Raw genomic sequence first — 841 nt, forward strand, 5'->3', positions numbered from 1 at the left:
TACCAACGCTACATCGAACAACGCCATGCGGACGGCGATATGTTCCCGCCCAGCCGCGATCAGTTTTCGACCTTCCTGGTGCGCGACCTGCCCTTCTCGCGCTTCTATGAGTTCCGCCTGGAAGGCCGCTTGCTGGCGGTGGCGGTGACCGACCTGCTACCCAACGGCCTGTCGGCGGTCTACACCTTCTACGAGCCGGCCGAAGAACGCCGCAGCCTTGGGCGCTTTGCGATTTTGTGGCAAATCGGTGAAGCCGCGCGCCTGGAACTGGAGGCGGTGTACCTCGGATACTGGATCAAGAACTGCAAAAAGATGAACTACAAGACCCAATATCGGCCCATTGAGCTACTGATTAATCAAAGATGGGTAACGCTTAACTAGAACCCCTTGGCTTAAACACCCTTTTTCGGGCACAATGCACGCCGCTTTTGCCTGGCGCAGTTGCACCGGGCCATTCACTGGATACCGAGGGCTTTACTGCATGTCGAAAGAAGACAGCTTCGAAATGGAAGGCACTGTCGTCGACACCCTGCCCAACACCATGTTTCGTGTGGAGTTGGAAAATGGGCACGTCGTAACCGCGCATATCTCCGGCAAGATGCGCAAGAACTACATTCGTATTCTTACCGGTGACAAAGTGCGCGTCGAGCTGACGCCCTATGACTTGAGCAAAGGGCGCATCACTTACCGCGCTCGTTAAGCAAGTCAATACAAAACGCCCGGTTATACCGGGCGTTTTTGTGTGTGCGCAATTTTGTTCAACACCACAAATCCCTGTGGGAGCTGGCTTGCCTGCGATGGCGGTCTATCAGGAAAATATTCTTCAGCCTGTCTCTTATAC

2 protein-coding genes are annotated in these 841 nt (G+C 54.6%); both read left to right on the forward strand.

Annotation, left to right across the window (positions count from 1 at the left end; translation table 11 throughout):
* Window positions 1-381: arginyltransferase (locus FEM54_RS33330; RefSeq protein ID WP_138454372.1), on the forward strand; the 381-nt coding region annotated here is incomplete at its 5' end.
* 100 nt (window positions 382-481) lie between these two features.
* Window positions 482-700: a translation initiation factor IF-1 gene (gene infA, locus FEM54_RS33335; RefSeq protein ID WP_002553999.1), complete on the forward strand. Its 219-nt coding sequence runs from the start codon at window positions 482-484 to the stop codon at window positions 698-700.
* Window positions 701-841 lie beyond the last annotated feature (141 nt).

Origin of the sequence: Pseudomonas edaphica, assembly GCF_005863185.1 — a bacterium.
Lineage (GTDB): Bacteria > Pseudomonadota > Gammaproteobacteria > Pseudomonadales > Pseudomonadaceae > Aquipseudomonas > Aquipseudomonas edaphica.

Coding starts and splice junctions, on each gene's coding strand:
- infA (WP_002553999.1), top strand. CDS start 482: ATGTCGAAAGAAGACAGCTTCGAAATGGAAGGCACTGTCGTCGACACC.